Genomic DNA, 25,001 nt, shown 5'->3' with positions numbered 1-25,001 from the left:
AGAGAAGCGTTATGCCAACAGGCATCATAATGCTAAATTGAAAAATATAGGAGCTTAGAACAAATTAATGCTGTTCACTTCACCCGAAAGCGCATGAAATTTTTATAAAATAAAGCAGCTAATAATCAACAAGTAACGGAAATTTCATCAACAGACTTTATTTTTCAACCATTGACTAATCTCCCATAACGCCTTATTGAAACTGTTATAAACAGGCGTTGTCGGAATAGCCAGTAATTTACTCTCCATTGATGACATTGCTATCAGCTTAGATTCTTCTTTCGGACTGAAAATATCATTCTGCCAATAACCCGCTAACATAGGAACGGAACAACGCCGACCTAACAAACCTTGTTTTTTAAGGGAGTAACAGCCGAGTTCGAGACGAAACGCCTTTTCATCCACATTATAAATACCCAATCTGCTAGCAAACATATCAAGATACATCGAAGGTGAATTTTGTTGACGTTCAACGCTGCTGAGCCACTCATGAACGATAGCGCCAAGAGTTGCAACACCCTTGATACGTTTAAATTCCAAATAGGCCAACCGGACGGCAATATTGGCACCAAAGCGAAAACCAAATAGGCCAATCCTGGAGTGGTCAATCCAAGGAATTTCATCCAGTTGATGGATGATTTGTTGATGGAGAATACAAGTATCCTGTGTCAGCCTCAGACGTGAAGAGTAACCAATCGAGGGCATATCCACAGTTAACATCGCAAATCCAAGCGGCGCCAGATAATCACGGAATAGCCGATAATAATCGCTTTGCAAATTATCCAAACTGCCACAAACCAAAATAGTTGGAGAAGGCCTTTGCAGTTGCTGAGGCAGATGAAGGAAGCCAGTCACACAACCACCTTCCTTGAGTTTGAACTCTATTTTCCTCAACTGATAGCCAGAACAACGAGCCGCATTTTCATAAGCTTTATTGGCTAGAATGACGGCCTGCTGAGACAACTCATCACCCTTAAGATGGGGATAACCAGCGATGCTATACAAATTAGCCGCTTTCAACCAGAAATTGCCAGCTTCTGAGATCTGCTCTGCCTGCAACGCTCTCTGTTGCCACAACATCGCCTGATGTGACCACTCAAAAACCCAGTTACCTTTACGATACCCAATCACAGTATCCAGTAAATTATCATCACTGCGCTGCGCGTTTGTCATGGCAATCCGGCACAACACTTCTTCTATTTCAAACGGATCAATTTCTCGCCAAATCCACATCAGCCGGTTAATCATACGATACCAACTACCATGACTATTACCATCCAACGTACTGTAATTACCCGCAATTAACCGGGGATGGCAGTGCTTTACCAGCGTGGAAGTTTCCTGATGTTTTTGTCTTGGCTTAAAAAGTGATTCTGAAAGGTTCTGGTTTGCCATAACAATGCTGACGTTATTTACCTTCACAAATTGGCGGAACGAATACTACACCCATATCCCAAGGTTGCTCGATCCAAGTATCTTGAGGAATATCAACAATATAATCATCAACCAGAGGTTGGCCTGCCGGCTTTGCAAAAATAGTCACAAAATGGGCTTTTGGATATATTTCACGGATGGCCTGAGCAGTACCTCCAGTATCAACCAGATCATCCACAACGATAAAACCTTCACCATCACCTTCTGCTTTTTTCAGAACTTGTAGTTCACGTTGATTATTATGGTCATAGCTGGAAATACAGACTGTATCTACATGACGGATACCCAATTCACGCGCTAAAAGCGCCCCAGGCACAAGACCACCCCGGCTAACGGCAATGATACCTTTCCACTGTTCGATAGGGAGTAAACGTTGCGCCAATTTACGGGCATGTATTTGCAACATATCCCAAGTTACGACATATTTTTCGCTCATAAAAATTGATCCCGACAACTTAAAAATACTTTAGAAAAGCATCTGGCAAAAAAAGTTGCGCGAATTATAGTGACTTAGGTCTGTAAAAACTAGCGGAAACAAGGAATCGATGAATCGTATTATTCTTAACAAAACTAAAGTGGTATTCTGAGCCCAATAACATCATGGCGTTAAGCGCTCATCATATATACCCAATGGATTTCAAGATGCATCGCGACGGCAAGGGAGTGAATCCCCGGGAGCATAGATAACGATGTGACCGGGGTGAGTGAGCGCAGCCAACAAAGAGGCAACTTGAAAGATGACGGGTATAAAAACTATTTCTCGGGTAGAGAGTAGTATTTCCATCTTAATTGAGATGCAGTCATAGGAGATTCGTCGTGTCAGAACTATTACAATCAGAACTATCACAATTATCCCCTCAACCTCTATGGGACATCTTTGCCAAAATCTGCTCTATTCCTCACCCTTCTTACCATGAAGAAGCGCTGGCAACCCACATTGTTCAATGGGCGCAAGAAAAAGAGTTGCACGTTGAACGTGATCAAGTCGGCAATATTCTGATCAGAAAGCCAGCCAGTAAAGGGTTGGAAAATCGTAAGGCGGTTGTTCTGCAAGCACATCTTGATATGGTGCCGCAGAAAAACAACGATACAGTGCACGATTTCACTCAAGATCCTATCCGTCCTTATGTTGATGGTGAATGGGTTACTGCCCAAGGTACAACTCTGGGGGCTGATAACGGTATTGGCCTGGCATCAGCGTTGGCTGTACTGGCTGATGACAATGTAAAACATGGCCCTATAGAAGTTTTATTGACCATGACAGAAGAGGCCGGAATGGATGGCGCTTTTGGCTTGCAACCGGGCTGGCTGCAAGCTGATATCTTAATCAATACCGATTCAGAGGAAGAAGGGGAAATCTACATGGGTTGTGCTGGAGGTATCGATTTTACCACCACTTTAGCATTGACTCGTGAAGTTGTTCCGGCTAACTACAAAACACTAAAACTGATAATCAAAGGGCTAAAGGGCGGGCATTCCGGTTGTGATATTCATTTAGGACTGGGTAATGCCAACAAACTACTGGCTCGCTTCCTTGCCGCCCATACTCAGGAATTGGCGCTAAAACTGCTCGACTTCCAAGGCGGTACGCTGCGTAATGCCATTCCACGCGAAGGCCATGTTATTGTTGCCATCCCTGCCGATAAAGCAGAACAGTTTACTCAACTGAAAGATGAGTACTTAGGTATACTGAAAAATGAGTATGCCGTCGTTGAGAAAAACCTGACTGTATTACTGGAAGAGGTCGAAACCGACATTCAGGCATTAACTGATGACTGCCAAAGCCGTTTTATCTCATTGCTAAACAGTACCCCTAATGGTGTTATCCGTATGAGTGATGTCATCAAAGGTGTAGTAGAAACTTCGCTAAATGTGGGCGTTGTGGCGATGGAACAAGATAAGGTAAATCTCATTTGCTTAATCCGTTCGCTTATCGACAGCGGCAAGTCTTATGTCATAGGTATGCTCTCTTCGCTAGCTCAACTGTCGAATGCTGAGATTTCCGCTAAAGGTGATTATCCCGGCTGGCAGCCAGATGCAAGTTCTCCGGTAATGCACTTAGTACGTGAAACTTATCAGCAGTTATTCGACAAGATACCTAATATCATGGTGATCCACGCCGGACTAGAATGTGGCCTATTCAAGAAACCTTATCCTGATATGGATATGGTATCTATCGGACCAACCATCACGGGCGCTCACTCTCCTGACGAACAGGTGCACATCAAGAGTGTCGGGCAATATTGGCAACTGCTGACGGCAATTCTGAAAGCTATTCCTGAAAAAGCTTAATCAGCTCTCCCCTGCCTCAATGTGATGGCAGGGGAATTACCATTCAAGCAAGTTACCATTCAAATAAAAGTTGCCGCTCAATTTCTGGATCCTGCAAAGTTACGTGCAAACCCACTAAACGAACGCCACGCCCTTCCCGACGAGAGGTCCATGTTTTCTGGGCCAATTGCAATAAATCCTGCTTATCCAATAGTGGATGAACATGCTCCTGAGTGGTTAGTTGAAAATCATCAAATTTCAGTTTCACCCCTTGACGGGCAATCCGCAGATCAGGTTTAACGTTATTCAACCGTTTTTCTAATTCCAGATATAAACTTTCTATTAGTTCAGTGCACTGTTCCCATTGATGAATATCTCTCGCAAGTGTCCGCTCCACACCAATTGATTTTCGCAGACGGTCTGGATTCACTAATCGCTCATCAATACCGTGACAACGATCCCAAAGTACCTGACCAAATTTCCCCAATTGTTTCACCAAAACAATCACGTCATATTTTTGTATATCAGAACAGGTTTCCAGCCCCATATTAGCCAGCCGTTGCACCATGACTTTGCCAACCCCCGGAATTTCTCGCAAAGGTAAAACCTTAACAAAATCAGCCACTCGATCAGGAGGAATGACATATTGCCCATTCGGTTTATTAATATCAGAAGCGATTTTTGCCAAAAATTTCACCGGCGCAATACCGGCTGATGCCGTCAATTGTAATTCATCAAAAATGGATTTACGGATCTCCTGTGCGATAAGCGTGGCAGATCCATAACAATGATGGCTATCAGTGACATCTAGATAAGCTTCATCCAATGACAGAGGCTCTATCCACTCAGTATAACGAGACAATATCTGATGGATATGCCGGGAAACCTCCCGATATAGCGCCATACGCCCCGGAAGAACTTTAAGCTGAGGACAGAGTTTCAACGCCATTGCAGTAGACATTGCACTACGTACTCCAAAACGACGGGCAGGATAATTAGCTGTACTAATAACACCCCGCTTGTCTGCACTGCCGCCCACAGCAATAGGAATATGACGAAGTGACGGATCATCACACATTTCAATAGCTGCGTAGAAACAATCCATATCAATATGAATAATCTTTCGCATTCTGCTTTAGCCTATCAACAATGACTGTATAAACATACATAAAAATAGACTCAAGAGCAATCTAGTAACAACATCAAGAGTTATTGTTAACAGATGCTTTTAGCTCAGATTTGAAGATATCTTGAACAACAAAATAATTAATACCGTTATTAACTTTTTACTGCCCGATTCCTTGCGTTAAGTGACCTATCCTGTAAGTGCAACTTTTCTATTTAACGACATTTCAAGGATGCTTATAACAATGAAAAATAGCGGGAAACCACAAAAAACCTCAGCTACAGCGACTACACAACCAATTAATCGCACTCTTCATTATGCTTTATCCAGCATAATTATGCTGAGTACTGGCCTGCCAGGTTATCTGGCCGCCCAGGAAAATGGAGAGCAAAAATCAAAAGAAAAACCGGAAAAATCAGAGAAAGTCATCACACTTTCCACACTTTCTGTTATTGGCGGATTGAATAACAGCGTCAGTGCTGGAAGCTCAGTATTGAAAAAAGAGGATATTGAACGCACCCAGGCAGATAATATTGCCGAGCTGCTCGATCAACTCCCCGGCGTTTCTATGTCAGGATCGCCTCGTCCAGGCGGCCAAACTTTGAATATCTGGGGAATGGGCGATACCGAAGACGTTAAAGTCACTCTGGATGATGCACCAAAAGGTTTCGAGAAATATCGCCAAGGCTCTATCTTTATTGAGCCAGAATTAATCAAGCGAGTCGATGTCGATAAAGGCCCACATAATCTACTTGATGGTAATGGCGGATTTGGCGGAACAGTTAAAGTTGTCACCAAAGATGCCAGTGATTTATTACGGCCTGGAGAAGATTTTGGTGGATTGTTGAAATACAGTTATCACACCAATGATCGCCAAAATATTTATAGCAGCGCAGTCTATGGCCGGACAATAGAAGGCTTTGCTGACGGCCTGTTATATATGAGCAAACGAGATGGCGGCAACATTAAACGACCGGATGGCACCCGTTTTGCATTCTCTAAAAGTGATCAGGCATCCTACTTACTGAAAACGAATTTTTACCTGAACGATGCTAATACATTAACACTTTCCGCTATGCGTTCTGATTCTGATGGTTGGCAGCCGTGGGCAGCAAAACGCGATGAAATAGTTACTCCATCAGAGGCCCATATTAAGAAATATGGTTGGGATGAAGCCTGGCGTCGTAAGCTGGTTTATCGTGATCAAACAGACCAAAATTACACTGCTAAATGGAATATTGCACCAGAAGACAATCCGTTACTTAACCTGACAGCAACTTATGCCTATTCGAAAACAGAACAGCATGATAAGCGGCCAGTCAATGCAGGAGCAGTTGCTAGCATAGGAAATCTTGGTAATGAAAGTTGGATCGACTATGTGGATAATCTTGTTGATATCAATAATAAAATGGCTTTTATGACTGGAGCGATAGAGCACACGCTCCTAACTGGTGTTCGTTGGCATAAAAATCAGCGTAACACATTAATGTATTACAAAAATCAGAGTAAAAATCCAGCCTATAATTATGGCTATTTCCAACCATATCAAATGCCATCAGGAAAACAAGAAACTCATAGTTTCTATCTACAAGATGCAATGACTATTGGCAGTGTCACCGTCACACCGGGAATTCGCTATGACCATATCAAAAATACGGGCAAGGAAAACATTGCTGCCGTTTATAATGATAAATCGCCCAAAATAGGCCACGATTATAGCAGCGTCACCTATACCGGCTGGTCTCCTCATTTAGGTATTATGTGGAAAGCAACACAAAACCTATCACTATTTTCTGATATTAGCCATACATGGCGTGCCCCACTGGTAGATGAGCAATATGAAGTACAATATGCACAGTCAAGTGTTACAGCCACCAGTCGTAATCTAGATGTAGAAAGAATGACTGGACTCCGCTTCGGTGCAATTCTGGATTTTAATAATCTGCTGACAGCTCAGGATAGTTTACAGATCCGCACCACTCTATTCTACAACAGAGGTAAAGACGAAATATTTACTGGTCGCAGTAAGATTCACTGTAAAGCTCAAGCAAACGGCGCACCAGAATCCGCTTGCAGCAAGCCCTTACCCAATTATCGTAATTTACCGGGATACTCCATTCAGGGGCTAGAAATCGAAACCTTCTATGATAGTAGTTACCTATTTGGCAAATTCTCTTTCTCAACAATCCGTGGGCAAAGGGATACCTCTCCTATCAATCCGTGGTGGAACCGTAAAACCTGGCTTAGAGATATTCCACCTACCTCTGCCCATACAATGCTTGGTGTAAAAATTCCTCAATGGCAAATGGCTGTTGGTTGGACTGGTGATTTCATTCGCAAACAAGACCGTTCTCCTACAGATGGCGATCCAGATGCAGGTCATTGGGCATTACCAAAAAGCAAAGGTTATGCACTGCACGGCTTATTCGCCAGCTGGCAACCCAATTTCTGGCAAGGTCTTGAAGCACGTGTCACAGTAAATAACCTGTTTAATCGTGATTATCGCCCATACCTCAGTGAATCGGTTTCCGGGATTGGACGTAACATTAAATTCAGTATCTCCCAGAAATTCTGATTTCTCACCTGATAGTTCCCTCTTTTTGAGGGAACTCAGACTGCTAACCAACCCATTTAAAATTTCGTTTTATCGGAAACTTTTGATAGCGTGTTATCGGCTGATTCGTTTTCTCTGATACTTTAATAATGCTTTATTGCATCAACGATGGTAAAAGTCTGGCAAATTAATCAGCCAGAACAGTTAAACGGGCATTTAAACGTTTAAATAAAACCGTAGAAAAACAACGTTATTGGAATGATTAAATCAATGTAAAAAAATTTAAACCCGCGTATTTAAGGTGTTGGTTTTGCATAATAAATGCAACATAATAATACCGCAAATAACCTGGTTAATATTCATTTAAATCATTTGGTTGCGGATTTTGTTACCCCCTATTTTTAATGATTTAATCGGTTTATGAAAAAGTTTATTCCCCGGTTGAAAACGTTATTAAAATCGGTTTCTTGAAACTCTTTATCTATGGGAACCTCAAAGATTGCCAAACAGCTAAAGATAGGCCGATAAACGGTCTACAAGATACTGGTTTCAGATTAAATATAGAGCTATATTTAGCCCTATATTTAGTATATTTTATAATTTTTCTGAATGGAGGTTTACCATGTTGCAGAAAGTCATGTGTGGCTACACAACAGCTATCAGTAAGTTTAAATCCAATCCCAGTGCAGCACTGGCAGAAGCCCAGGGAGATGCTATTGCTGTTTCATCTAACAATCAGATCCAGTTTTACGCCGTTCCTGCCGCACTTTTTGAAGAGATGAGCACGCTTTGTGAATATGCACAACGGGGAAGTACGGAATTGAAAAGCATCCCGGCCAATTTCACCGGAGAAGGGCTAAATATGAATAAAATAACCACTAAGATGGCTGCAAAAATCAAAGAGGGAATGGCCGGGGACTACGAAGAATGGTCGTAAGATATGGACCTATCTCTCCGAAGAAAGGACACGACCAATCTTTAGTGATCTGCTGGTGATGAACAGCGCCCTTCGTCTCCAGCAGATCATTTTCACCTTAGTGAAAATGAAATAAAGAAAATAACGGAAAAGTCAATAAGCAATTAAAAGGAAACTCTGCGGTGATAAGAATATTCACGCACCGTGTTTTAAAAGAGGCTTTAGGCGAACAGAAAACCAAGGCGCTGGTTGATGACTTTCGGGCCTATAAAGAGGGAAAAGGCTTACCCATTACCTTTGGTCGAGACGTTCCCTACCGGTTTACGCATAATCGATCTTACCTTGAATTGCAGCACCTGCATTTCAAAGACAAAGGATTTCCACTCAAACTGGCGCAATTTAAACGAACCAGTGGTTATGTTTTGGTTTATTGCCTTGGTTTTTTCGACGCCAACACCTATCTGTTAATCGCGATTATCAAACACTGGGATCACAACAAGCCCAATGATGTAGCTGAAACGGACAGGGATATCCATTTAATGAACGAGCTGGAAAAAATTGCCGAAGGCTTTCGGGAAAAATACTAGTCTGACGGTAACAAGTGAACATTTGTTACTCCGATTTTTCATGATTGATGATTTAATGGGTTTAATGGGTTTAATGGGTTTAATGGGTTTAATGGGTTTAATGGGTTTAATGGGTTTAATGGGTTTAATGGGTTTAATGGGTTTAATGGGTTTAATGGGTTTAATGGGTTTAATGGGTTTAATGGGTTTAATGGGTTTAATGGGTTTAATGGGTTTAATGGGTTTAATAACATTATTTAAACCAGTTAATTTTTAAATATATTATCTGATTAACCTATTCTATATTATCATTCATCCTTTTTCACTAATATTTTTATGATGAGCAGCTTTTAAATTGTTATTAAAAGCCATTTTTTAACCTCTACTTTTAATTGGTATAATAAGGTTTTAATCGTTGTTTTTACTACTCTTAACACCTGTTTTATATTAATTTTAATCATCATGGTATATACCCTATGGATTTCAAGATGCATCGCGACGGCAAGGGAGTGAATCCCCGGGAGCATAGGTAACTATGTGACTGGGGTGAGCGAGTGCAGCCAACAAAGAGGCAACTTGAAAGATAACGGGTATATTGTGTTTCACGTTTAATCAACGTTAATTATACTTGCTTTTTATCTTTGTTAATGCTGTTTTACTGGCAATTTTGAACAGTTTTCATAAGTTACCCCCTTTCTTTTATCTTCATAAATCAACCAGTAAATAGCTTGACGGTATAAAGATGCCCCTTTATTTTTTTCGGATAATATTATTTTTTCGCAGATTTCTTTTCAATTTTCTGTTAATGGTTAATGGATTTCGATTAAATTTTATTAACGTCTTTTTAAAAAACTGCACTTATAGTTAAATCCGTCTTTTATATAAAATCTTTAATACCTCTGTTTTTGTGCTTCTAAATGGTCATGGCAGGTTAGGTAAAAATAAGAGGAGGATAGCATTGCCGATAAATGAATTAAATATGGATGTGAATAGGCTGTTAAAGGGAAATGCAGGTAAAAAGATAAAATGAATACTGTTAAAATGGGGATCTCGAATAAAGCGATTATCATTGTGAGAGTTTTCTTATTTTTTAATTAAAAATTCATTTAATGAATGGTTTTCATTGAACTATTTTTGTAAATATAATCGTTTTTCCATTTCCTGCCTTGTATTTAAATTTTCCTATTTTCATTAAATTGATACTCGGATTTCCTCGTTTTTCCTTTTTCCTTTTTCCTTTTTCCTTTATTTGATTTTTAGGCTTAAAACCAAAGAGGATAATAGATATATTACTGATATTAAAATCAAAGTCCATTTCTTTAATCATTTTTAATACTGCTAAACGCTATTGTTATTTTTTCGCTATGCGGTTAACTCTGTTAAATGTTTTAATATAATCTCATTCAGTTGACTCACATTGAAGCACTGGTTTTTGCCCAACTGGACGGAAATACTCGCCTGTGTCGTAAATGACGAGGAAGCATACCAGATCAAAGATGTGATCTCTAAGCTCCAATCTGCTCTGGCGTACCGTGGCTATGCGCCTCGGTAGATCATGAATAAAACCGGAAGAATTAATATTCTCCCGGTTTTATTATATGTATTTTGACAGATAACTATTTATATATTATATGACTACATTCTATATTAGAACAATCATAATCAATTTGGATTTGAAATGATAAATCACAAGCTATAATCCTTATTTCATCAGAATATAAATCATTAAAATGATAATCTTGATTATAATCAAGATTCCTGTTTATCTTATATGCGCCACAGAATTTCCATTCTTCGTCCATTAGCAAATAATAAGAAACTCCTGTAACTTTTTCTTTTATAAAAGAAACAAGATCTTGACAAGAATAAATTTCCACTTCATGACTTGAGATTATTTTCTTATTTTTCAATGAGTTTATAATTAAGTCTGTTTCTTCCAAACTTAAAAAATCACTAACATTCACAAGTTCATTAGTAATGGATTTAATTTTATTCAAATACTCTTCTCTGCATACATTTCCTTGAGATTTTCTATAAAGTAATGATCTTCTATATTCAGAGATATTCATTTACATCCTCCTGATAGTCAACCATGCCCCGGTAATGATCTTCCATCATCTGCAATTCGTCCTGGGGGCCGTAGACCCACGCCCGCCACGGCTTGCCCTCGCTGAGATAGGGCAGTGGATCGGCATCGGCCTGTTTCAGCGGCAGGCTATATTGGCGGGTACAGCGCCCCAGCGGATCATAATCGCGCAGCTGGAACAGTTTGCCCTGCGTGCGGCGGGTTTCACGATGCAGCCGGTCCCGCTCAAATTCAGTGATGAGTGTCTGTTCATGCCGGATCGCACTCAGGTGGCCAGAGCCGTAGTAGAGCCAGCTTAAGGTGCCGCCCTGCGGCAGCGTGAGGGCGGTCAGGTTATCCAGTTCATCATAGCTGAACTGGAGACGGTCATCGCCGTTCTGTTCCCAAATGACCCGCCCCAGTGCGTCATAGCCAAAACGCACGGTGTTGGACTCTATTCCCAGTTGTTTACCGTTGTCGTTCGGTTCACAGCTAGCCTCCAGCAGCCTGCCCATGTTGTCCCACCGGTACTGGTAAGTGTCCGTGTAGGTTTCCCGCTGGATCAGCTGACCGGCCGCATCATAATGCTGGTGTACTTGCCGTTCCGGGTACTGGAATACGCGGTCACCCATGCGCCGTTCGGTACTCAATAAGCCCGCCGCGTTGTATTCGTACCGGATTAAGGTGTCGTCAGGACGGATTTCTTCGATTAAGCGCCCTTCGGCATCACGGTTCAGCCGGTAACGGTCATCGTTGGCGTTGTCGAGCTGTATCAGATGCCCTTCGGGACTGTACTGATAGCGAATTTGACGTTGTAAACGGTCCGTCGCACAGACCACCTGACCTAATGCATTGTATTCCCAGGCGCGGGGCGCATTCTCATTGCGCTGGTGATGGGTTAGCTGACCCGCGCTGTCCCATGCCAAGTGTTCTGTGGAATCGTCAGGATAGGTGATGAGGATTAACTGGCCGCTATCGTTATAGTCATAACTGGTCGTTTCCATCAGCGCGTTGGTAAAGCGGCTCAGTCGGTTCTCATCGTCGTAGCGCCATGTGCTGCTTTGCCCGGAACAGTCGGTGTGGCTCATCAACTGCCCCTGACCATTCCACGTAAAATGGCTTTCCCCGCCTTTAGCATCAGTGACTTTGTCGGGACGCACCGTATTATTAAAGCCGTAGTGATAACGGGTAGTCTGCTTCAATGGCGAGGTTTCACTGACCAGACGCCCAAAGTCATCGTAAGCCAGCGCCGTCTCGGTGCCATCCGGCCAGAAGATAACAGTGAGCCGGTCGGTATCATTCTGGTACTGCCAGCCGGTCTGGTTGCCGTTGGCATCGGTGAAACTCAGTTGGCGGCCATGTTGGTCCCATTCACTCAGACGGGTGTGGCCGTCCGCATCTTTGTAGCCGTTCGGCAGGCCAAATTCATCCCACAGGATATGGTGCTCCGTGCCGTTGCGGTCGAGGCAGTGGATAATGTGGTGCGCGTCGTTGAGATGCCAAACCGTGTGGGTGCCGTCGTGCCAGTGCACCGTGCAAGTGAGGTTCTCATCGTCGTATTCCAGCCGATAACCCGCCCCTTCACCAGTTTGCTGAGCAACCACACGCCACAGCTCTTCTTCAGTCTGCTCCCACTTATAATCACAGCGCAGGCCGCTCGCATCCTGATGCCATGCCATCACGCCGTGCTCTGTCCAGCCGAATTGTCGCTGGAGAGAGTCGTTGCGATGGCTAACCCCCGTCAGTTGGGCGTGCTCATTATAATGGTAGCGGCAAAGCTGAATACGATGACCGTCATACAATTCGCGCCAGACGGCGGTGAGGCGGGAAACCGTTTTGCCATCGATATCCATCATCACATAGTCACAATACAGGTTCAGCCCGCCACTGCCCGTGATATTGACCATCTGGTGCTGTTCGTTGTAATGAAAACGCTGTTCGTTACCGACATTATTGCGGATGTGGCTCAGACGGCTGAGGCCGTCATTATCAATTGATAAACTTGCTGCCCCTTTTTGGGCCGATAACGGGAGAGCAGCGCCGTGCCTTGCCGCAGGTTATCGCCCAGCGTTGTGGGTTTTTCTGCCAATAATTGCCAGTTGCGCAGACCGTTTTTCAGCAGATCTTTCTGGCGGCTGAGGTAACTGGCGAGATCTTCGCCTTCGATTAACTGATCACGCGCGATATTCAGCGCCGGGGCATCGGGCGCGATGAGGATATTTACCGTCTGTTCCTGATAGCCTGCGGGTAACAGAATACTGCCTTCAGTGAACCGACAACGTGCTTGATTGTCCATCTTTCTTTTGTCTTATATAGGAATGCCGAACATAGCAACAACATTGATAATCCTGATTAAACAGATTCAGGGGGTATCCCCTTCTCAGTCATCAATAAACTTATACAATTAATAATGCTGTCCGTTTAATATTCAGACAAAAAGATATAACAAAAAATCAGCTATGTCTTGATTATTAGACGAATTAATACCCAATCAATTTAATTAAATGTGATATACATCACAAAAAAAATGCCAATAATCGCGCTGAAAATCTGTCTTAATGAACTAAATCACTACAATTTTATTCAATCAATTTATCTTGGCCGGTTTATAGACCTTGCATTAATCACCAGATAAGTTTAACTCTGCATTTTTTATGATATTGAAAAAAATTAGCTCTATTTAAGGATAGTCAGTTCAGAGGCGCACAGATTCAAATCCGTTTTTTTGGGTTGGAATGTGTAGGCAATCAAATCTATACCCAATGGATTTCAAGATGCATCGAGACGGCAAGGGAGAGAATCCCCGGGAGCATAGCAAACTATGTGACCGGGGTGAGCGAGTGCAGCCAACAAAGAGGCAACTTGAAAGATAACGGGTATAGCATCGAATTTTTTACCCGCTTTAAAAAATCTTTAATCATTGATTTTCACCTTTAATGATTAAAGTTTTATCTGTTTTTTCATAACACACTTACGCTTTTTTCCCGATTTTAAAACCACATTGACAGCCAAAAAATGGCTTTTCTTAACACTTGTTTTATCATTGATGAAAACTCAGCAGTGATAATCGAAACGCTAAAAGTCAGTAATCTAAGAACCTCACGTGATGACAATCACTTGACAGCCAATGCTTACATTAAAATAATAATCATTATCATTTTCCCGAGTTATTGGAAATCATCATGGCAATCCAGAAAGCCGTATCTGAAATTGATAGTTTTGCGCAACAATTTTACTTTGAACATCATGACTGGTTATACAACTGGTTACGCCATAAAGTCTCCTGTCCCTGCCATGCTGAAGATCTCACTCAGGACACTTTCCTGAATGTTCTATCCGGTTCAAACCTGTCAGATATCCGTCAACCACGGCCTTTTCTGGCAACCGTAGCCCGCTGTCTGGTTGCCAACTATTACCGTCGAAGAAAAACCGAAAAGAATTATTTGGAATATATAAACTCGACACCAGAAATGACCATGCCTTCTACTGAAAGCAGAATCGCCACATTTGAACAGCTTGAAAAACTCGATATCACTCTTGATAAATTGCCAGTCCAAGTAAAAAGAGCTTTTTTGTTGACACAGCTACAAGGACTGCGTTATAGCGAAATAGCTGATCAGCTTCAGGTTTCTTCCAGTTCAGTAAAACAGTATTTGCAACGAGCACATAACAAATGTAAAAAAATTCAAATTCTCACTTAAAATTCAAAAAACCATGTTACATTCAAAATTGATTTCATTACCAAATCATTAATAAAGTTAATTATTTTAATTTAACTATAATTGGATATTATGGAGAAAATGATGCGACACGGAATTACCGCTACAATCCTACTTTGCTGCTCTGCCAGCGCTTTCGCAACAACACCACAAATTATCGCTCATCGTGCTGGTACAGGTGATGCACCTGAAAATACCGAGTACGCAATTTCCAAATCCTTAGAAAATAAAGCAGATGCTATCTGGATCACTGTTCAGCTTTCAAAGGATAGTATTCCAGTACTCTATCGTCCATCTGACCTAAATAGCTTGACCAATAAAAGTGGACTCGTTTCTGGTTATAAAGCAAGTCAGTTGGCTAAATTTGATGCCGGTTACAAATTTGGCTCTGATGATGATCATCCATTCCGTAATAAAGGGTTAGGTATTCCAACACTGGAACAAGTCTTAAAAAAATATCCAGATACTTTCTTCTATATTGATCTGAAATCACCGGATGCAGATCCAACACAGCAAGCCAAAACACTAGAAAAAGTACTGACCAAACAAAAAGCGCTTGCCCGTACCCGTTTCTATTCCACTAACGAAACTTACCTTAACGCATTGCCAGCAACAATTCAGCGTTTTGAAAGCCGTGATAAAACCCGCACCATGCTGGCAAATATCACAATGGCTCACCAATGTGACATCCCTGCAAGTACCGATACCGCTCGCTGGTATGGTTTGGAAATGCGCCGTAACGTAGAAGTTGTTGAGAAATATACTCTCGGTGAAGCACGTTCCAAATCAGTATTGTCATGGGATAAGGAAGCAATGGAGTGTTTCCGTGCTCAGGGTGGCGCTAACATCATTCTTTTTGGCATTAAAACTGAGGAAGATTTCAAACAAGCTAAAGAGCTTGGTGCCGATGGTGTGCTGGTGGATTCTCCCAAGCTGTTCAGTACCTTTAAAACAAAATAAAAATTGGGGGTTCTCAGAAAGAAACTTCTCCAGTAACTATTTTGTAGGAATACTTTTTCCTATCAGCTAAAACCCTATATAGACAGAACAAAGCAGAACCCGCAGTTTTTTGCGGGTTTTTGCTGCTGAGGTGAATTTTCCAAACTTAAGATAAGATTTTTAATAATCAATTCTCAATTTCTTTAAGCGTGAGATCAATGTCGTTGGGTTCATGCCCAACAATTTTGCTGCACCGTCATCACCAAAAATTTTCCCTTTGCATTGTTTAACGGCAAGAGAAAAATTTTTAATTTCCAACTCTTTCAGTTGCTGCATGGTCAGCACGACTTCAATTTGTTGAAGTTTATTGTGAATATTCTGATGCATAGTTTCATTTTGCTGTTGATCTTGTTCTAGCAAATATTTAAAGGAAACAGTGCCTTGTTTCGCTATAATTAGTGCGCGTTCAATGACATTTTGCAATTCACGAATATTGCCAGGCCAGTCATATTGCTGTAGTTCTAAAATATGCCTTTGTGAAAATGGTAGATAATTAATTTTACGCTTGTCACAAATTAACTTAGTAAAATGCGTAACCAAAAGTGGAATATCTTCTTTACGGTTACGTAAAGCTGGTGAATAAACCGGGAATACATTTAAACGGAAATACAGGTCTTCACGAAAGCGCTTGTGTTTAACTTCTTCTTTTAAATTGCGGTTGGTGGCAGCAATAATCCGCACATTCACATGTCGCGTTTTTTCTTCGCCGACCCGCTCAAAGGTTCCTTCCTGCAATACACGCAGCAATTTACTTTGTAGCTCGACAGGAATCTCGCCAATTTCATCTAAAAACAGTGTGCCCTGATCTGCCAATTCAAAACGTCCGGCACGGTCACGCACCGCCCCAGTAAATGCACCTTTGACATGTCCGAAAAATTCACTTTCAAACAGTTCCGAAGGAATGGCAGCACAATTGACCCGAATAAGTGGTTGCTGTTTACGGTGACTGGATTGGTGAATAGCACGAGCAATCAGCTCCTTGCCTGTACCTGATTCACCATAAATCATCACATTGGCATCGGTTGGCGCGACTACCTTAATTTTTTCAATAATCTGTAAAATGGATGCACTACTGCCAATAATTTCATGATATTGATTTTCCTGTAAAATTTCCTCTTGCAGATATTCATTTTGCTGTTCCAGTCGGCTTTTTAAATCTTGTAGTTCTTCAAGGGCATGGGTCAGTTGCCTTTCGGTATTCAGCCGATCGGTAATATCACGGAACACCACTACCGCGCCAATGATTTCACTATCACGAATCACTGGGGTACTGGTAAATTCCACTGGAAAGCAACTGCCGTCACGACGCCAAAAAATTTCCTGAACCCCTTCATGCACAATACCGTCATGTACTGCTGCATAAATCGGGCACTCTTCTACAAGATAGGGCTCGCCATTTTCATGGGTATGGTGATGAATCTTATGGATATTGTCACTCAATACATCTTCAGGTTGCAGCCCCAACATTTTAGCCCCGACAGGGTTAATAAAGGTACACAAGCCTTGTTTGTTAATACTGTAAATACCGTCACCGACTGAACTCAGTAATAAATGCTTGCCTGTGTCGGAGTCAATAAACAGCTCTTGCAAGGCTTGCGATTCTTTTAAACCTGTACCAATGACTTTATCAGCATTTATATTGAGTTGGCGCAGCTCTAAATCTTTAAGATCCACCAGCGACCATATCAGCAAAGTTTTATTTTTATAGGGCAATGAAATGGAAGTAATATCCAACTGGATTTTTTCACCATTTTTATCAAAGGTATACAGCTCATTATTCCAAGCCCAACCTTTTACCAAAGCGCCTTCGGTAAATGCCATAAGGTATGGTAGTTGTCTGAAATGACCAAAAATGGAAGTTACCGTTTTTTGCATAATTTCATGACGTTCATAGCGTAATAGTTTAGTGGCACTGATATTCACATCAATAAACTGGTTTTGATGTGGGTCCAACACAATTAATGCCTGTGACGTGTGTTCAAATACCAACGGACGAATCGAGTCTTCAGAAACTACCCAGTCCGAGATAAAGTCAGTTGTATTCATACTATGAATTTTCATAATTTAAGTTATGGAATTTCATAATACTACGAAAAATCCTAATTCCCTAGTAGCGCTATTTATCTCCATGAAAAATATTTTTATAAAATTTAAATGATATTTTTCAATGTGATAATAATTAACTTCCGCTCCAAAATATAACTTGGCACAACTCTCGCAATAATTTCTCGCAATAGTACAGACAGACTACATGTTGGTTCATTCCCAAATAACATTGAACTAGGAGTTGGTTATGCCAAAGATTGATATCGAGCAATATAAAGATGGCGATTTTCTTGTTGATTATGAAGAAAAAGTGTTTGAGGACGTCAAAGCCCAGCCAGGTGAAAAGGCACTGGTGACTTTCCATACTGTTGCATTTGAAGGATCAATTGGCTTGGTCAATGTGTTACAGGCAAAACGTTTGTTGCGCAAAGGCTTTGAAACCAAAATTTTGCTTTACGGCCCAGGCGTGCAGTTGGGTGTACAACGTGGTTTTCCAACTTTAGGGGCGGAAGCTTTTCCGGGTCATTTAGCCGTCAACAATCAGTTGAAAGCCTTTATGGAAGAAGGTGGCGAAGTCTATGCCTGCCGTTTTGCGTTGCAAGCGTTGTATGGGCAAACCGAAAAAGCGCTTATTCCGGGAATTCGTCCAATTAATCCATTGGATGTGATGGATTTAAGACTGCTGATGCGTCGTGACAATGCCTTAATCATTGATACTTGGACTGTCTGAGTAAACATAAACTATGAGGGGATAAGGTTATGAACCGAATAATTAAAGCTGCCGCAGTACAATGTAGTCCTGTGCTTTACAGTCAAGCCGCAACAGTAAAAAAAATCTGTGACATTATTTTAGAGCTTGGAAAACAGGGAGTGCAATTTGCAGTCTTTCCTGAAACCGTCGTGCCTTATTACCCTTATTTCTCCTTTGTACAACCGCCATTTGCTATGGGTAAAGAACATTTAAAACTGTTGAATGAATCGGTGGTTGTCCCTTCCGAAGCAACCTTAGCAATTGGTCAAGCCTGTCTTGAAGCCAACATGGTGGTGTCGATTGGCATTAATGAACGTGCAGGCAGTACGATTTATAACGCGCAACTGCTATTTAATGCCGACGGTTCAATCATTCAGCATCGCCGCAAAATTACCCCAACTTACCATGAACGAATGGTGTGGGGGCAAGGTGATGGCAGTGGTTTACGTGCCATTAATTCTGCGGTAGGGCGTATTGGTTCGCTGGCATGTTGGGAACATTACAACCCGTTGGCACGTTTTGCCTTAATGGCAGATGGCGAACAAATTCATGCTGCCATGTTTCCTGGTTCGTTGGTAGGACAAGTCTTTGCCGATCAAATCCGCGCAACCATTCAACACCATGCTTTAGAATCTGGCTGCTTTGTGATCAATGCTACCGCATGGCTGCATCCCGAACAGCAACAACAAATTATGCAAGATACTGGCTGTGATATCGGTCCAATTTCAGGGGGATGTTTTGCCGCCATCGTTTCTCCCGAAGGCAAACTCCTGGCTGAACCGATCACACAAGGTGAAGGTTATTGCATTGCTGATCTGGACTTTAGCCTGATTGATAAACGTAAACGCATGATGGATTCAATTGGACATTACAGCCGACCTGAATTACTCAGCTTATTCATTGACCGTCGTCCAACACAGGTATTACACGAACTGAAAGTTGAAACATCAGCTCAAAGTCATCTCGAAAAGCTCTCAAAATTTAATGAAGAACATGTCGAAACCATATTGATGTAAACCCAATCGATAGGGGGTTAAAGATGTCTGCAATACAACTATTAACCAATTTGCAATTATTAACTGATTTGCAATGTAATGGTCTGAAATGGGAAGGCAATTTTGGCTTGTCCCGTAAAGGCGGCGCAGGGCCAAGCGATCATAAGGCGCTGAGCCTTGACGGGCAGACCATGATGATTCCTGTGCTGAACCTTGCAGCACAAGATTCTCCCTACACCGCAAAGCCTGAACCGCACTCTGACAAGGTAATTGTCTTTAAAAACCGGATTCCCGTGGCGACCTTAACTGCACCAACACGACCACGTTTTTACGATTTAAAAACCGCCGAAGGCATTGCCTATGAGCAAATTGCAACCTTACATAGCCGTGATGTGTTGGCGACAACAGTGTTACAGCATTGCATTCGTATGAAGGACAAGGCAACTGCCTGCCAATTTTGCTCGATTGATCAGTCTTTAAAAGAGGGTCGAACCTTGATCCGTAAACGCCCGGAACAATTGGCTGAGGTAGCGAAAGCAGCCGTTGAACTGGATGGCGTCAAGCAAATGGTAATCACCACTGGTACGCCAAACACGGGAGATCGTGGCGCCAAAATTTTATATGACTCAGTTCAAGCGATTAAGGCACAAGTAGATTTGCCGATACAGGTACAGTGCGAACCACCTGATGATTTTGCCTGGTTTCAACGTTTAAAAGATGCAGGAGCGGTGTCGATTGGCATGCACCTTGAGGCGGTAAGCGAGCGTGTACGGCAGAAAATTATGCCGGGTAAAGCCGAAGTATCATTGGAAAAATATTTTGCGGCATTTGAAGCAGCCGTTACGGTGTTTGGTCGAGGACAGGTCAGTACCTACATTTTGGCAGGTTTGGGTGATACCGAACTGGAAATCGTGGAGATGACCGCCAGACTGACCGAAATTGGGGTGTATCCATTTGTGGTACCGTTTGTACCGATTCAAGGTACACCATTAGAGCATCACCCTAAACCTGATCACGCTTTTATGCAGTCGCTCTATCCGAAAATTGGACAGCAACTCAAGCAACATGGTTTGAACTCGGAAAATACTCAAGCCGGCTGTGCCAAATGTGGCGCTTGCTCTTCGCTGAAAGCGTATGAATAAGGAGAATGTGATATGGAACTTTCTCACCATCCCTGGCTGCTTGAGCAAAATGAAGGGCAGAAACAATTTGTTAGCGATGACATTGCCATCAAAATTGTGTCGGAAGATTGGGAGCGTCACCAATATTATCGTTTGCGTGAAATGACCTTTCGCGATGAACAGAAAATCTTGCAAGAAGATCGTGACGAATACGATGTTAAAGCATTAGGTATTGTTGCCATTGAGAAAATGTTTGGTGAGCATGACCGAGTGATTGGCGCAGTACGGATTTTTCCTGATAGCGAACAGACGTGGTATGGCGGGCGTTTATGCGTAGAACCTTTATATCGACGTCGCCATATCATTGGTAAAACGTTAATCAATACCGCGGTATCGACCGCCAAAAACCTGGGATGCCGTACTTTTTTAGCCACCGTGCAAAGTCAAAATGAACGCTATTTCCAACGGTTGTGTTGGGATAGTTTGTATCAGTTAACCGTTGCCAACATTCCACATGTGCTGATGCAGGCACAGATTGAAAACTATCCGTTACCGCATGTCCCGATGCAAGCCTATATGCAAAAGGAGACGCAATGATGGAACTCAATCAATTACTCGAAATATTAAAACATACACCCGCTATGCACTCCAAGCAGGCGATTGCTCACCATGTTTCAATTAACACAACTTGCCATGTGGATTCATTGGATAGCTTATATGCCTATCCCGGAGATGACACCGCAGCTGTGCCACTAAATGGTCAATATGTATTGCACGCCTGTGAAGGCATGTTACCCAGTTTTGTGACCAATCATCCTTATTTTGCGGGGTGGTCAGCGGTCATGGCGAATATTAGTGATATTGCCGCAATGGGTGGTCGGGCATTGTCAGTGGTGAACAGTTTTTGGCATACCAGTAGCGAACATGCCCAATTGTTAATGCAAGGCATGCAGGATGCTTGTCGTGCTTATAGCGTACTACTGGTCGGAGGACATACCAATATTGGGGTAGTTTATCAGCCCACTTTATCCGTTGCGATTCAAGGCATAGCACGAAAACTGCTCTCGGTGTTGCATGTCAAACCACAACAAAAAATTCTGATTGCTTTAAATCTAAAAGGGCAATTCCACCCCAATACCACTTATTGGAAATGCTTTGAACGAGTGTCTGACCGCATTTTACAGTCACAAATTGCCTTGCTGCCGCAATTGGCGGAGACAAATCTGGTTCATGCTGCCCGTGATATTAGCAATGCCGGTATCTTAGGCAGTTTATTGATGCTGCTCGAAGCCACGGCATCGGGGGCACATATCAATTTAGATGCCATTCCTAAACCTGATGATGTGGACTGGTTTAAATGGCTACAAATCTTCCCCAGTTTTGGTTTTTTACTGACGGCCGATACAAATGAATGTGAAGACATTATCGCGTTGTTTCACCATCAGGATATTGCCTGCGCGGTGATTGGTGAAACCAATGTCAGTGGCGTAGTTGCCGTGCAACAGCAGCAGCAAGACGGAATATTTTGGGATTTTAACCGCCAGATGTTTACCGGTTTTTGTTATGCCGATGCGTTAAAAAAATTACAAGCTCAATCCATACAGATTAAACCTAAAAGTCAGCAGGAGTCGATGTTATGCCCAGTGTGAATTTTACTGTGAAATGGCCTAATGGGGAGCTGATTCAATATTACTCCCCCTCAACGGTGATTTATGAATATCTGTCCATTGGTCAGCGTTACCCAAGTATGCAGTTCTTGCATCAGGTTGAAAATGGTCTGCATGCCGCCTCGGAAAGGGTACTGGCACGTTATGGCTTTTTCTGTAGTTCAGCCGTGGACAATCTGGCGATAATCAAACGCCAAGCCAAATTCTTCGGGCTAAGTCCAGAAGATCAAATTGAAGTTATTGAAATGACGAATCAATGAGAGGGATATCCCATGTTAAGTATCCAAAATCAAATGTTACAGCCAAATTATGATGTGGTCATTGTTGGTGGTGGTCAGGCAGGTTTATGTATCAGTCACTATTTGCAAAAAGCGGGCATTGACCATGTGGTATTGGAAAAAGAATCCGAGTTGACTCATAGCTGGCGCCATAAACGGTGGGATAATTTTACCTTGGTGACACCAAACTGGCAGTGTCTATTGCCTGAACATCCTTATCAGGGGAACGATCCTGACGGCTTTATGAAAAAGTACGAGATTGTGGCATATCTTGACGAATTTATTGAAAAAACTAATCCTCCCGCCATTTTAAATATTCAGGTAAAACATGTGAAAAAAGTGGCAACGCATAAGTTTGTCATTGAAACCAATCACGGTACAACCACAGCCAAACAGCTTGTCGTTGCAGCAGGCGGGTATCACACCCCGATTTATCCAAAACTAAGCGATACCTTGCCTAAACATGTGAAAGTGATGCATTCGGAAGAATATTTAAATGCAGATCAACTGCCTGAAGGTGCAGTGTTGGTGGTCGGGTCAGGGCAATCCGGTGCACAGATTGCCGAAGATTTACATCTGGCAGGCAAAAAAGTCTATTTATCGACAGGCAATGCACCACGTTGTGCTCGCTTCTATCGCGGTAAAGATGTGGTGAAATGGCTGTTTGATATGGGTTATTACGAAACGACTGTCAAACATCATCGCTATAGTGAAAAAGTACGTAACAGTACCAACCACTATGTCACAGGGCGTGACGGCGGGCGTGATATTGACCTGCGTAAATTTGCCTTAGAAGGTATGCAACTGTTCGGACATTTTGATGACTTTAAAGAGGGCCAATTCTGGTTTAGACCAGATTTATCAGAAAACCTAGACCTTGCCGATACCACTTATAATCGCATTAATGCCTCGATTGATGAGTATTTAGAAAAAAACAATATTGCAACCGACGAACCTGCATCGGTATATCAACCGGTTTGGCGGCCTGAGCAAGAAATCACACACATTGACTTAGTAAAAGAAAATATCACCTCAGTGATCTGGTGTATTGGTTTTAAACCAGATTATTCATGGATTGATTTAGATATTTTTCAAGCCAATGGTTATCCAAAACATGACCGTGGTATTACCATCGATCCAGATGTCACATTTATTGGTTTGCCGTGGTTATATACATGGGGTTCTGGACGTTTTCTCGGGATCGATCAGGATGCCGCCTATGTGGTGCAACATATTGAGCAACAAATAAATCAGCAAAATATGCATATGCCACATACTCTGATTAAAGGTGCTAAATCTGCAATCAAAGATAAAAGAATATCTCAAATGTGAAATTCCTAACTTCGCCTGACAGAATATTTTTAAACGCTTATTTTTTTAATAAGAGTCTGGTTGCAAAAACGGGGGTGACCATAGATTTTACGCTCTCCTGGGTGAGTAGACCTACCCAGTCACCTAGGTAGGCCTCTCCTCAGAACCGGACATGCTGAACTACCGCATCCGGCTCCCGATAGATCAGAGTCCCCGCACATATTCGGTGAGCTAGAACATCGATACCGTTTTCCAATTTGCAGGAAAACCTATGGCTTTAAGAGCACGAAGCAGTCTGTCCCAGGTAACACGACGTTTCCCCCCTCGACGGTTTAGCCATTGCAGGCTGATCCGTTTGGATCGTTCCAGAAATTGACCAACTCGTCTTTGGTTGTCGGAAACTCCGTAGTAGTTGACCCACCCTTTAATTACTCTGATCACATTCTTGACAACACTCAAGGTGTCTTTCGCGTTCAAGTTCTTCCTAAGATATTGCTTCATGCCTTTGAGTTTGGCTGAAAAGCGATCTTTACGGCTGGTTAGTTTCAGTCGCCAGAAACCGCTTGCAGCTTTACCCCAATAGCAGGTAAAGCTTAGGAAATTAAAGGTGGGTAGCCGTTCTCTTCGCTAGTGCGTCCTTTGCGCAGCGATTTTGACTCAGGGTTGAGGCATCAGGGACCTTCTCGGTCAATCCGAGGCGCAGAAACCAGCGGTAAGCCACATTGACCTGAATTTCCTGTACCAGACGGCGTTCACTGGGGATCACGAATAAGTAGCCAAGTAACATCATTTTAATCAACCTGACCGGATCGATGGCTATTGTGGCAATACAAAGGCGCGACTAATTCGCGAATAAATTCGAAATCAATGGTGGCATCGATTTTACGGACCAGATGATTTTTGAGCACCAGCTCGTCAAGCGAGAGCGTTTCTGGCGGGAAAGTCTGGAGAGGGGGTGTTCTTAACATAGCGGCAAGCTCCGTTTGGTGAACGGAACTTAATTAAAACAACGTGCCAGATAAAAAACCAGCACTTTGTCAATAATCTGCCACCTAGTGACTGCTCCCCGCCGTAAACGGCGAGGCTTCCCACTTCCTAGGCCGCAGCCGTCTGTGCGACGGATTTACGCAGGCCTCCATGGGCAGAAACGACGAGTCCCGCCGCCTGTAATTCAAATATGCC

General features: G+C 42.5%; 24 protein-coding genes and 2 pseudogenes. 16 read left to right on the top strand and 10 right to left on the bottom strand.

All coding sequences use genetic code 11. The features are described from left to right. Positions 1-147: 147 nt before the first annotated feature. Entirely contained in the window at positions 148-1,395 is a 1,248-nt protein-coding gene (frsA, locus tag AACQ83_RS14925) for an esterase FrsA (RefSeq protein ID WP_112878353.1), read from the bottom strand. Positions 1,396-1,408: 13 nt separating this feature from the next. Further along, complete coding sequence (gene gpt / locus AACQ83_RS14920) at positions 1,409-1,870, bottom strand: xanthine phosphoribosyltransferase (protein WP_112878352.1); 462 nt, start codon at positions 1,868-1,870, stop codon at positions 1,409-1,411. A 380-nt stretch (positions 1,871-2,250) separates the two neighbouring features. Between gpt and pepD the strand changes: the two genes are divergently transcribed. Continuing rightward, positions 2,251-3,726, top strand: coding sequence for a beta-Ala-His dipeptidase (pepD, locus tag AACQ83_RS14915; RefSeq protein WP_112878350.1), 1,476 nt, complete (start codon positions 2,251-2,253; stop codon positions 3,724-3,726). Positions 3,727-3,778: 52 nt separating this feature from the next. Here pepD and dinB read toward each other — a convergent pair whose 3' ends face one another. Continuing rightward, positions 3,779-4,834, bottom strand: coding sequence for a DNA polymerase IV (dinB, locus tag AACQ83_RS14910; protein ID WP_112878349.1), 1,056 nt, complete (start codon positions 4,832-4,834; stop codon positions 3,779-3,781). 241 nt (positions 4,835-5,075) lie between these two features. Here dinB and AACQ83_RS14905 point away from each other — a divergent pair, with 241 nt between their 5' ends. The 4 genes from AACQ83_RS14905 (at position 5,076) to AACQ83_RS14890 (ending at position 9,144) form a co-directional block, all read left to right on the top strand. Beyond that, positions 5,076-7,406 (top strand): TonB-dependent hemoglobin/transferrin/lactoferrin family receptor, encoded by a 2,331-nt coding sequence (locus AACQ83_RS14905; protein WP_112878348.1) that lies wholly within the window; start codon positions 5,076-5,078, stop codon positions 7,404-7,406. 601 nt (positions 7,407-8,007) lie between these two features. Next, entirely contained in the window at positions 8,008-8,322 is a 315-nt protein-coding gene (locus AACQ83_RS14900) for an antitoxin of toxin-antitoxin stability system (RefSeq protein WP_112878347.1), read from the top strand. A gap of 161 nt (positions 8,323-8,483) precedes the next feature. Then, positions 8,484-8,888, top strand: coding sequence for a type II toxin-antitoxin system YafO family toxin (locus tag AACQ83_RS14895; RefSeq protein WP_112878346.1), 405 nt, complete (start codon positions 8,484-8,486; stop codon positions 8,886-8,888). Positions 8,889-8,928: 40 nt separating this feature from the next. Then, positions 8,929-9,144, top strand: a complete 216-nt coding sequence (locus tag AACQ83_RS14890) for a hypothetical protein (protein WP_240000815.1) — start codon at positions 8,929-8,931, stop codon at positions 9,142-9,144. Between the two features lie 843 nt (positions 9,145-9,987). Here AACQ83_RS14890 and AACQ83_RS14885 read toward each other — a convergent pair. Then, positions 9,988-10,194, bottom strand: a complete 207-nt coding sequence (locus tag AACQ83_RS14885) for a hypothetical protein (RefSeq protein ID WP_112878344.1) — start codon at positions 10,192-10,194, stop codon at positions 9,988-9,990. 90 nt (positions 10,195-10,284) lie between these two features. Here AACQ83_RS14885 and AACQ83_RS24665 point away from each other — a divergent pair, with 90 nt between their 5' ends. Continuing rightward, complete coding sequence (locus AACQ83_RS24665) at positions 10,285-10,419, top strand: DUF7706 family protein (protein ID WP_445260530.1); 135 nt, start codon at positions 10,285-10,287, stop codon at positions 10,417-10,419. 64 nt (positions 10,420-10,483) lie between these two features. Here AACQ83_RS24665 and AACQ83_RS14880 read toward each other — a convergent pair whose 3' ends face one another. Together AACQ83_RS14880 and AACQ83_RS14875 are read right to left on the bottom strand one after the other, a co-directional pair. Further along, complete coding sequence (locus tag AACQ83_RS14880) at positions 10,484-10,936, bottom strand: hypothetical protein (protein ID WP_112878343.1); 453 nt, start codon at positions 10,934-10,936, stop codon at positions 10,484-10,486. Beyond that, positions 10,923-12,611: a hypothetical protein gene (locus AACQ83_RS14875; protein ID WP_240000814.1), complete on the bottom strand. Its 1,689-nt coding sequence runs from the start codon at positions 12,609-12,611 to the stop codon at positions 10,923-10,925. Before AACQ83_RS14875 ends, AACQ83_RS14880 begins: the two co-directional genes overlap by 14 nt. Between AACQ83_RS14875 and AACQ83_RS14870 the strand changes: the two genes are divergently transcribed. After that, a complete protein-coding gene (locus AACQ83_RS14870; protein WP_240000813.1) occupies positions 12,600-12,929 on the top strand; it encodes a hypothetical protein in 330 nt (109 codons plus the stop codon). The two genes, AACQ83_RS14875 and AACQ83_RS14870, sit on opposite strands and share 12 nt — an antisense overlap. Here AACQ83_RS14870 and AACQ83_RS14865 read toward each other — a convergent pair. Continuing rightward, entirely contained in the window at positions 12,899-13,228 is a 330-nt protein-coding gene (locus tag AACQ83_RS14865) for a DcrB-related protein (protein ID WP_112878342.1), read from the bottom strand. The two genes, AACQ83_RS14870 and AACQ83_RS14865, sit on opposite strands and share 31 nt — an antisense overlap. 886 nt (positions 13,229-14,114) lie before the next feature. On the opposite strand from AACQ83_RS14865, the gene AACQ83_RS14860 reads away from it, so the two are divergent. Both AACQ83_RS14860 and AACQ83_RS14855 read left to right on the top strand, forming a co-directional pair. Next, the gene (locus tag AACQ83_RS14860; protein ID WP_112878341.1) at positions 14,115-14,633 is read left to right on the top strand and encodes a sigma-70 family RNA polymerase sigma factor; all 519 of its coding nucleotides are present in this window, start codon (positions 14,115-14,117) and stop codon (positions 14,631-14,633) included. Positions 14,634-14,735: 102 nt separating this feature from the next. After that, on the top strand, positions 14,736-15,611 hold the full coding sequence (locus AACQ83_RS14855) for a glycerophosphodiester phosphodiesterase family protein (RefSeq protein ID WP_192881034.1): 876 nt from the start codon (positions 14,736-14,738) through the stop codon (positions 15,609-15,611). A gap of 159 nt (positions 15,612-15,770) precedes the next feature. Here AACQ83_RS14855 and AACQ83_RS14850 read toward each other — a convergent pair whose 3' ends face one another. Beyond that, complete coding sequence (locus tag AACQ83_RS14850) at positions 15,771-17,696, bottom strand: sigma 54-interacting transcriptional regulator (RefSeq protein ID WP_205068661.1); 1,926 nt, start codon at positions 17,694-17,696, stop codon at positions 15,771-15,773. A gap of 247 nt (positions 17,697-17,943) precedes the next feature. Here AACQ83_RS14850 and AACQ83_RS14845 point away from each other — a divergent pair, with 247 nt between their 5' ends. Genes AACQ83_RS14845 through AACQ83_RS14815 form a run of 7 tightly spaced genes read left to right on the top strand, consistent with a single transcriptional unit; the run spans position 17,944 to position 23,840 of the window. Then, positions 17,944-18,426, top strand: coding sequence for an MSMEG_0572/Sll0783 family nitrogen starvation response protein (locus AACQ83_RS14845; protein ID WP_112878338.1), 483 nt, complete (start codon positions 17,944-17,946; stop codon positions 18,424-18,426). A gap of 29 nt (positions 18,427-18,455) precedes the next feature. Continuing rightward, positions 18,456-19,463 carry a Nit6803 family nitrilase gene (locus tag AACQ83_RS14840; protein ID WP_112878337.1) on the top strand — a complete coding sequence of 336 codons (1,008 nt, stop codon included), beginning with the start codon at positions 18,456-18,458 and terminating at the stop codon, positions 19,461-19,463. A 23-nt stretch (positions 19,464-19,486) separates the two neighbouring features. Further along, positions 19,487-20,584 carry an MSMEG_0568 family radical SAM protein gene (locus AACQ83_RS14835; RefSeq protein WP_112878336.1) on the top strand — a complete coding sequence of 366 codons (1,098 nt, stop codon included), beginning with the start codon at positions 19,487-19,489 and terminating at the stop codon, positions 20,582-20,584. 12 nt (positions 20,585-20,596) lie between these two features. Then, complete coding sequence (locus AACQ83_RS14830) at positions 20,597-21,160, top strand: MSMEG_0567/Sll0786 family nitrogen starvation N-acetyltransferase (RefSeq protein WP_112878335.1); 564 nt, start codon at positions 20,597-20,599, stop codon at positions 21,158-21,160. Further along, positions 21,157-22,212: a sll0787 family AIR synthase-like protein gene (locus AACQ83_RS14825; RefSeq protein ID WP_112878334.1), complete on the top strand. Its 1,056-nt coding sequence runs from the start codon at positions 21,157-21,159 to the stop codon at positions 22,210-22,212. Before AACQ83_RS14830 ends, AACQ83_RS14825 begins: the two co-directional genes overlap by 4 nt. Further along, a complete protein-coding gene (locus AACQ83_RS14820; protein WP_112878333.1) occupies positions 22,200-22,490 on the top strand; it encodes an MSMEG_0570 family nitrogen starvation response protein in 291 nt (96 codons plus the stop codon). Before AACQ83_RS14825 ends, AACQ83_RS14820 begins: the two co-directional genes overlap by 13 nt. Before the next feature lie 12 nt (positions 22,491-22,502). Further along, positions 22,503-23,840 carry an MSMEG_0569 family flavin-dependent oxidoreductase gene (locus tag AACQ83_RS14815; RefSeq protein WP_112878332.1) on the top strand — a complete coding sequence of 446 codons (1,338 nt, stop codon included), beginning with the start codon at positions 22,503-22,505 and terminating at the stop codon, positions 23,838-23,840. 625 nt (positions 23,841-24,465) lie between these two features. Here the strand turns inward: AACQ83_RS14815 and AACQ83_RS14810 are convergent. Further along, a pseudogene (locus AACQ83_RS14810) lies at positions 24,466-24,787 on the bottom strand (transposase); the annotation flags it as partial. A gap of 127 nt (positions 24,788-24,914) precedes the next feature. Next, positions 24,915-25,001: pseudogene (locus AACQ83_RS14805) on the bottom strand (RNA-guided endonuclease InsQ/TnpB family protein); the annotation flags it as partial.

Origin of the sequence: Photorhabdus sp. S10-54, from assembly GCF_963878145.1 — a bacterium.
Classification (GTDB): Bacteria; Pseudomonadota; Gammaproteobacteria; order Enterobacterales; family Enterobacteriaceae; genus Photorhabdus; species Photorhabdus kayaii.
This window is presented reverse-complemented; position numbering and strand designations above follow the sequence as displayed.